Annotated in this window: 7 protein-coding genes; 3 read left to right on the forward strand and 4 right to left on the reverse strand. The window is 46.0% G+C overall.

The window, feature by feature from the left end; translation table 11 throughout:
• Positions 1–679 precede the first annotated feature (679 nt).
• Both BHC51_RS07320 and BHC51_RS07325 read left to right on the forward strand, forming a co-directional pair.
• Entirely contained in the window at positions 680–907 is a 228-nt protein-coding gene (locus tag BHC51_RS07320; protein ID WP_100099862.1) for an exodeoxyribonuclease VII small subunit, read from the forward strand.
• Positions 891–1787, forward strand: coding sequence for a polyprenyl synthetase family protein (locus BHC51_RS07325; RefSeq protein ID WP_257384788.1), 897 nt, complete (start codon positions 891–893; stop codon positions 1785–1787). The genes BHC51_RS07320 and BHC51_RS07325 overlap by 17 nt, the downstream gene beginning before the upstream one ends.
• A gap of 96 nt (positions 1788–1883) precedes the next feature.
• On the opposite strand, the gene BHC51_RS07330 is transcribed toward BHC51_RS07325, so the two are convergent.
• Complete coding sequence (locus BHC51_RS07330; RefSeq protein WP_100153683.1) at positions 1884–2453, reverse strand: L-threonylcarbamoyladenylate synthase; 570 nt, start codon at positions 2451–2453, stop codon at positions 1884–1886.
• 100 nt (positions 2454–2553) lie between these two features.
• Between BHC51_RS07330 and BHC51_RS07335 the strand changes: the two genes are divergently transcribed.
• On the forward strand, positions 2554–3327 hold the full coding sequence (locus BHC51_RS07335; RefSeq protein ID WP_257381581.1) for a HesA/MoeB/ThiF family protein: 774 nt from the start codon (positions 2554–2556) through the stop codon (positions 3325–3327).
• 15 nt (positions 3328–3342) lie between these two features.
• Here the strand turns inward: BHC51_RS07335 and BHC51_RS07340 are convergent, their stop codons facing one another.
• The 3 genes from BHC51_RS07340 to BHC51_RS07350 all read right to left on the reverse strand — a co-directional run.
• On the reverse strand, positions 3343–4548 hold the full coding sequence (locus BHC51_RS07340) for a CynX/NimT family MFS transporter (protein WP_100153684.1): 1206 nt from the start codon (positions 4546–4548) through the stop codon (positions 3343–3345).
• A gap of 56 nt (positions 4549–4604) precedes the next feature.
• Complete coding sequence (locus BHC51_RS07345) at positions 4605–5474, reverse strand: patatin-like phospholipase family protein (protein ID WP_100099865.1); 870 nt, start codon at positions 5472–5474, stop codon at positions 4605–4607.
• A 530-nt stretch (positions 5475–6004) separates the two neighbouring features.
• Positions 6005–8851: YadA family autotransporter adhesin (locus BHC51_RS07350; protein ID WP_180296460.1), on the reverse strand; the 2847-nt coding region annotated here is incomplete at its 5' end.

Genomic DNA, 8851 nt, shown 5'->3' on the forward strand with positions numbered 1-8851 from the left:
TATCACACTAAGTTAGCACAACATAATTATACCTTAAACAATATTATGCTTTAAAACCAGATAAATAAACAGCAAAAACCCTTTCCATCTGACAATATTCATAAAAGCGGACAAAATTTATACAAAACCGAAGAAAATAATTAACTAAAACATCATAAATAAAATGCTACCATACACAAGTAGATATATCCGGATATCAAACTATTCCATTAAATATATGCCATTAATATAATCACATAACCAAATCTTTACCAGCTTTTATATATTAGAATTTATTCCTATTTTTACCATCATCAAACCCATAATCAACAACAGAAAATAATTAATTTCCATATAAATAAATAGCTATTTTCCAGTAATATTTTAAATATATTTATTAATATTCAAACAAAATATAATATTAAAAAACAAAGTAAAGAATAAGAGCAATCTAACCATTCTAAAGAAAATACCTTTATAGAAACAGCAATTTATCTAAACAATATGAATAAATATTATTAGTATTGTTAATATCTGTACTCATTTATACACACATCAGTCCCGTTATCCCTGTACAGTCCGGATAACATACCTGCCGGCATCCACAGCCTATAAGCTGTCGCCACTTCTACAGATATCCACAGCAAGAGCGGCGGTGCGAGTGTTACAATAGTCAGAAATTCGCCAGAAGAACCAAGAGATGAAGAAAATAACCCCCAAAAGCTATGAAGAAGCCATCCAGCAACTGGAAAAAATTACTGAATCGATGCAAAACAACGATTTGCCATTAGAAGAGTCATTAGCAGCCTATGAATACGGTCAGGAACTAGTGCAATACTGCCAGCAAAAACTGGCGGAAGTAGAACAAAAATTGCAGGTACTGGATCACGGAGAATTAAAGGAGCTGAAACTTGAAGCAAAGGAGTGACTTTACCGACTGGCAAAAACAGGCACAAATCCACACCGAACAAACCTTAACCCGGCTACTACCACCAGCCAGACAACTTCCTGCTCCACTGATTGAAGCCATGCGCTATGCCACACTGGATGGCGGCAAACGTATGCGGCCGATGCTGGTATTGGCAGCCGCCGAACTGGGCAATGCCGTTACAGAGGCGGTAGATTATGCTTTGGCAGCAGTTGAATGCATTCATATTTATTCACTCGTGCATGACGACATGCCAGAAATGGATAATGACAGCCTGCGTCACGGCAAAGCTGCCTGCCACATACAATACACACCAGCAACAGCCTTACTGGTTGGCGATGCATTGCAAAGTATGGCTTTCAGCCTGCTGAGCCAGCCAACCAATCTCGAAGCAACACGACAGCTACGCATGGTACAGACACTGGCGCAGGCTGCCGGCTGTGGCGGTATGGCTGGCGGACAGGCGATTGATCTGGCTCATGTGGGTTTGAGCCTGAATCAAACCGAACTTGAGCACATGCACCAGCTGAAAACCAGCGCATTGATTCGGGCGGCAGTAACTCTGGGCGGACTGTGCTGTCTAGACATCGACCAGCAAGCACTTACCGCACTTGACCGCTATGCCACCCATCTGGGACTGGCCTTTCAAGTTATAGATGATGTACTGGATTATGAACAGGATAGCAACATATTGGGTAAAACAGCCGGTAAAGATGCTCAGGCCAACAAACCCACCTACGTTAGCCTGATGGGACTGGCTACAGCACGCCAATATGCCGAAAATCTGGTACAAAAAGCCATTGATACACTGGCCGGTTTTGACCAGCGTGCAGCTCATCTGCGCACACTGGCACAATTTGTTATTGCCCGCAATCATTAGAATCATACCTAGCGCAACTTAAACATATCGCTGTAGCAATGTACCCCTGTCTGAGAGATGCACAGATATTCATCTATCAGCCGGCAGCCGGAATAACTAGCGCAGCCGCTTACCAGATACCCAGTCAACAATCTGGCTGGGTTGGTTGCGCCCCCCTGTACGCCCACCTAGGATCATCACCTGACGCCCAAACTGGCGCCTGACTTCTCGTTCTGTACTACAGGCTTTTTTTCCGGCTCGATTACAGGAAGTAGACACCAATGCCGTACCTGCGGCCTTGCACAGAAAGCGCGCCGTTGCCAGATCGGGAATACGTACAGCCAGAGTTTGCCGCCCACGCCCACGCAACACCGGCAAAACCCGCTGCCGTACCGGTAGCAGTAAAGTTTTGGGTGCTGGCCACTGCTGCCTGATGGACGCTATTTCAGTTGCGCTCAAAGGCGCCAGCAAAGGCTGCAACTGAGCAAAATCAGCAGCAATAACAATCAGGCCTTTATGTTGCGGCCGTTTCTTCAGCGCCATCACCTTACGTATCGCCGGCGCATAATCGGGCAGACAACCGAGTCCATAACTACCTTCTGCCGGGTAGGCAATTAGGCCGCCACGACACAGATGGGCACGCAGACGATGTAAAAACCGGCCGGCCGGCCGGACAGGATGGCGCATAAATATTCAGAAAAACAAAACCAAACCATTATAATAGCAGTGCAGAATAAACCACACTACTTATACTCTCGGATACCACACTCAATAACCAGAGACTACCATGATAACTGATGAACAACTATTACGTTACAGCCGTCATATTTTACTGGATAAATTGGATATTGCCGGACAAGAAGCCATCCTTGCCGCACACGCACTGGTGATTGGTGCCGGCGGACTGGCACATCCGGCGATCACTTATCTGGCAGCCAGCGGAGTAGGGCACATCACAGTTGTGGATAACGACAACATCGAAATCAGCAATCTACAGCGCCAGTTCTGGTTTAGCGATCGGGATATCGGCCAGGCAAAAGCGCGTATATTATGCCAGCAGCTACAGGCATATCACCCGCAAACTCAATTACAGCCCGTTGTCGCCCGAGCAGATATCAGCCTGTTACAACAACTGGTTCATCATGCGGATATCATTCTGGATTGTACCGACAATTTTGCCAGTCGCCGTTTAATTAATCAGGCCAGCTTTAATGCACGCAAACCACTGGTGTCAGCCTCAGCGCTGGTATTTGCTGGCCAACTGGCCGTATATGATTTCAGAGATGGTCATGGCCCCTGCTATCAGTGTTTATTTGAAGGCGACATGAACGATGAAGGTGCCAGTTGTGCCAAAAACGGCGTTTTTGCACCATTACTAGGCATAATGGGAGCAGCACAGGCAAGTGAGGCATTGCAGATAATCGCCGGTATTCATCCCACAGGCTGCTGGCTACACTGTTTTGATGCTCACCGTTTTCAGTGGCAACGTTTACAATTGGCAGCCAATCCAGATTGCCCCGTATGCAGACAAACAGTCTTACCCACAGAAATATGTGGATAAGACTGTGGATATTTATTATTTCTGAAAATCAGACAGCTTGCGATCCTGCCCAGCTTTCCAGCCAGACACAGTAATCACCAGTGCGGCTAAGAGCATTAACCATAATGCAGGAAACCATGAATGCATCATGTCGTGTAAGGCACCCATTAATACTGGCCCCACAGATGCAAACAGATAGCCACAGGTTTGTGCCATTCCGGATAACAACACTCCTTCAGTAACACTTTCACTGCGCAAACTGAAAAACATCATACTCAGACAGAACGCCCCACTGATTCCCAGCCCCAGTAACAATACTGCCGGAAAATAGCCACCGCGCCATGGTAACATCAACATCAATACTGACAATATCAATGCAATCCCGCACATTACCGCCATCCAGTGCTGCTGTTTTAATCTGGCTGCATAAATCGATATCAGCAAATTAGTTGGCATCATCACCAATTGCATCAACCCAAGCCAGCTACCGGCTTCAGTTGCAGACACCCCGGCTTTAGCCACAATCTGCGGCAGCCAGCTAATGGCGGAGTAAAACAAAAATGACTGAAACCCCATAAACAGAGTTACCTGCCAAGCTAGCGGATTACGCCATAGATGTACTGCTACCGGACGTGAACGTACAGCAGTTCTAGGAATAGCATTGGCGGTTTTAAAAGGCAGCCACCAGATAACCATTGCCACCAAGGCCGGAAGCATCCAAGCCATCAGAGCACCACGCCAGCCCCACAAATTACCATGTGCCAAAGGTACACTTAAAGCAGAGCCTATAGCCCCGCCAGTATTCATCACCAATGCATACAGTGCCGTAATCAGCCCCATTTTTAACGGAAAATACTGTTTCACCATACTGGGAATCAGCACATTACCAACCGCAATCGAACAACTTAGTAATGCCGTACCGGCCAACAGCAGAAACAACCCACCGCCACAACGCAGCACCAGCCCCAAAGCTAATACCCACAGAGAGAAAAACACCATCTGTTCGGCACCCAGACGTACCGCCATTCTGGGGATAAAAATGGAAAACAAACCAAATGCCAGCAATGGCACCGTAGTCAGCAGACCAGCAAGGGTACTGTTAATCTGTAGCTGTACCTGAATATTCTGCAACAAAGGTCCCACACCAGTCAGAGGCCCGCGCAAAACAAATGCCAGCGCCAAAATAGCCACAAAAATACTAAGCTGGTGCTGTGTTTTCGATGTAGTCGAATCTGTTTTCATTCCATCACCAAATTATCGTTCTTCTTCATTTCACATATCAAAGTTGAAGAAACCATTTAATACATCGGCCATTGCTGCACTAATTCACGGCCGCATGCCAGACCAACTGCGTAGCTATAGCGTAAACGATCAGCATCCCGACACAGACGTCCGGCCATTTTGCTATCATCCGGAGGATTGATTTCAATAATATAGCGACAGTTTTCAGGCTGTCGCATCCATGCTAATGTAGTATTATAATGTTTTACCCGCTGGCGTAACGCCTGCGCAAACCCGCTGGCGGGTAAACGCCGTGCCAGCAAAGCATCACACAGACCACCTTTCTTAATATAACCATGAGCACGGGTGCGAACAACTACCACACGCCCGATATGCGGCTGAGACAGCGCCCACTGTACCGGCAGGGCATCTGCCACGCCACCGTCAAAGTAAAATTCACTACCGATTTGTACAGGCTTGCGGATAATAAAGGGAATTGAGCTGGAAGCACGTAACACCTCCAGAAAAGATTCAGGTTTGGCAACGGCATATTGTGGCAGGCCACTATCTGCATTACTCAGCACAATTCTGAAATCACGCTGCTGCGCAAACATACACTCACAATCCAGCGGATTTTCCTGTTGAACAACACGCCATAACCAGTCAATATCCATCAGATCACCACCACGGATAAAGCGTGACCAGCGAATAAATTCCGGCCGGCATGACTGATCGAGCAGAACAGCCAGATTACGTCCTTCCTGTCCTGCCAGATAACTGGCAATGGTACTCGCTCCGGAAGACACCCCTACCAGCAAAGTAAATGGATTAAATTCTGCCTGTAAAAAAGCATCAGTGACTCCGCTACTGAATGCAGCACGCATACCTCCGCCTTCAATAACCAATGCAGTCTGCGTTCTGGCAGGTTCCTGCTGAGCATCAGGCATTATTTACCATTTCCACAGTTATGTAATATAAAATTAATATTATTATATTATTAAATATATAATACCAGTCGGATTAAATCAATGAAGCCCCTACCGACAGCTCCACATACTGTTATCTGCATTTTATATAGCTTTCGCAACATCACACTGCCCAGCTCAAAGTAGTAAAAACAAAGACAACAACACACCATATATTGTACACCGTCATAAATTCCTTGGTTGAAGAAATCCACATGTTTAACTGATAATTTCCATTACCATCTTGCTGATATCATCCGGCCAATAAGATTTTTATCTGGAATATTTACAGTAAACAGCATAGATGTTTTCCACAATTGGCTAAAACCGCAGCTTCTCCGGTAAAAATCAGCTAACCCAATTTACTTTTATATTCTCCAGCCGCAAAAACCATACTGGTTCAGATTAAAATTAACCAGAATCATTCACACTTTAGCGTATTGTCAAACCATAAAAAAAACTTCCGGATTTAGAAGAAATCCGGAAGTTGCTTTAGCTATTCAGCAAAATATTTAATTGCCGCCCCACTTGAAGCCGACACCAGCATTAAAGCCTACCTCTTTACCGGTGGTGGAGACACCTGCACCCCAACCAACGTTACCACTATTGCTGATTGCCTTGTAGTTGGCCCCTACCGCAGTGTAGCCACGATACGTACCTACACCCACACCAACAGCCTGTTCACCAGCATTCAGAGATGGCAGATAAGCACCGGATAATGCCATGGCCAGAGCAGTACCTGAATAGGCACGGCGTTCAGTACGCTGTACACGCTCATTTATTTTATTTACATACTTATTGATGTTACCAATCTGATTATTAACACCTTTAAGCTGAGCCACATTCACCGCATCTGAATCCTCCGTACCCGCAGCAACTCCGGTTATCTGACGGTATTGTCCCTCTTTTGCATTTCCTACCGATACCGCCCCATACTCATCACTTTCCGTAGCTAAGATTGCCTTAGCCTGGGAATCTGTTGCCGTTTCTGGTATATACACGTTTCCTTTTCTACGGTTACCCGCCCTATCCGCTACTGATCCGGCGCCCAGCGCAACACCTCCGGCCTTCTGTGACTTCGCTCCTTGACCCATCGCTACACTATTGCTTTCCGGCGCACTTGCTGAATCACCTATCGCAATGGCTGATGCACCACTGGCCATCGCATCTCCGCCTATTGCGATCGAATCCATACCCGTAGCCTTTGCTTGTGTCTTCATCGAATTGATACTCTCATACTTCGTACCATTCTTCTGTATTGCCTGCAGCGCAGATCCCACATCATGTACTGTTTCTCTATCTCCATTAGGAGCATAAATGTCATAATTAGGCTTATTAAAACCATTATCAGAAGCAAGAGAAATATTGTAGCTAGGCTGATTACTACCATCAGAGTTGGACTGTTTTGTACCCCCCAGTGCCTCTGACATAGAAGCAATCTGGCTGGCTACGCTTGCACTAATTGATGTTGACAGACTATCCAAAGCTCCCTGGGAAATATTGCCTCCTGTAGGCAGATTATTTACCGTTGTAGACAGACTATTCAGATCATTTCTCACTTCCCACAATTGATGGCCGTTGATGGCATCGGTGGAATTTTCTCCAAGAGTACCGGCTGCTACATTGGTAATCCTTTTAGCATCTCCATTACGAGCGGCATCATAGGCTCCGATATTGCTATTCCATTGCAATGCATTGGTAGATGTATTTGCCATCATACTGGCTAGCGAAGACAAACCTGTTGAAGTAGATGAAGACAAACTGAGCAGATCGTCTTTCACTATTCTTAATTGTCCGCCATTTACTGCTTCATGCGAATCCGGCTCAAGTGAACCATCTGCCAGATTCACAATCTTGCCATAAGAAGGAGCACGAGTCAGGCTGTTTGGTCTGCTGGCATCAAATCCGCCCTCACCATTACCTAGATCATTATTCCATTTCAGGCTGTTCTCTCTCAGCTTATCCACATCATTGCGGATATTCTGATAATTGGTATCCAAACTGGTGAGTTTGTCATTGGTGCTGGTCTCCAGCTGGCCTAACTGGGCTTGCGTTGTACTCAAACTGCTGAGCAGTTCATTGTATCCGGTAGACATAGAAACGCTTATGCTGCCGATATCGGAAACTGCTGTTGATAAACTGCTCAAACCGGTTGAGGTAGAGGTAGACAGCTTAAAGAGCTGGCCTGCATTAACCGCATCAGTGGAATTCTCTCCAAGAGTACCGGCTGCTACATTGGTAATCCTTTGAGCATCTCCATTACGACTGGCATCATAGGCTCCGATATTGCTATTCCATTGCAATGCATCCTGTTGTAATGTAGTCAGACTCTGATTAACACTGTTCATACTGGAACTCAGGCTGTTCAGACCAGTTGCAGTTGACAGCGACAGGCTGTTCAGGCCTGAAGTAGCAGTATCCAGTCCTGTCTGTGTCACAGTTGACAGACTGTGCAGCTGTGAACCGTTGATCGCATCCGTTGAATCTGCTGCTATATAGCCTTCCTTAATACCGCTCAGTTTTTGGGTACTGCCACCACGGGTGGCATCATAGGCACCAATATTGCTATTCCATTGCAATGCATTCTGCTGCAATGCAGTTACACTGCCATCGATAGTACTCAGCCCAGTAGATAAACTGCTTACATTTTCATTTAAGCGGGAAACAGTACCAGACATGTCACCCATCTGGTTTTCGGTAATCGTACTCAGACTACTTGACAGACTGCTCAGACCGGTTGAGGTGGAGTTAGACAGACTAAACAGCTGGCCTGCATTAACCGCATCAGTAGAATTCTCTCCAAGAATACCGGCTGCTACATTGGTAATCCTTTTAGCATCTCCATTTCGAGCGGCATCATAGGCTCCGATATTGTTATTCCATTGCAATGCATTCTGTTTTAATTCTGTCACACCCTCAGTAGCATTGCGCAGGCTGGAATTTATACTGGAACTCAGGCTGTTCAGACCTGTTGTAGTCGACAGCGACAGGCTGTTCAGGCCTGAAGTTGCAGTATCCAGTCCTGTCTGTGTCACAGTTGACAGACTGTGCAGCTGTGAACCGTTGATCGCATCCGTTGAATCTGCTTCTACCCGGCCTTCCTTAATACCGGTCAGTTTTTGGGTACTGCCATCACGGGTGGCATCATAGACTTTGCCATTCCATTGCAATGCATTCTGCTGCAATGCAGTTACACTGCCATCGATAGTACTCAGCCCAGTAGATAAACTGCTTACATTTTCATTTAAGCGGGAAACAGTACCAGACATGTCTCCCAGCTGGTTTTCGGTAATCGTACTCAGACTACTTGACAGACTGCTCAGACCGGTTGAGGTGGAGTTAGACAGACTAAACAGCTG

Origin of the sequence: Snodgrassella alvi, from assembly GCF_002777745.1 — a bacterium.
Lineage (GTDB): Bacteria > Pseudomonadota > Gammaproteobacteria > Burkholderiales > Neisseriaceae > Snodgrassella > Snodgrassella alvi_D.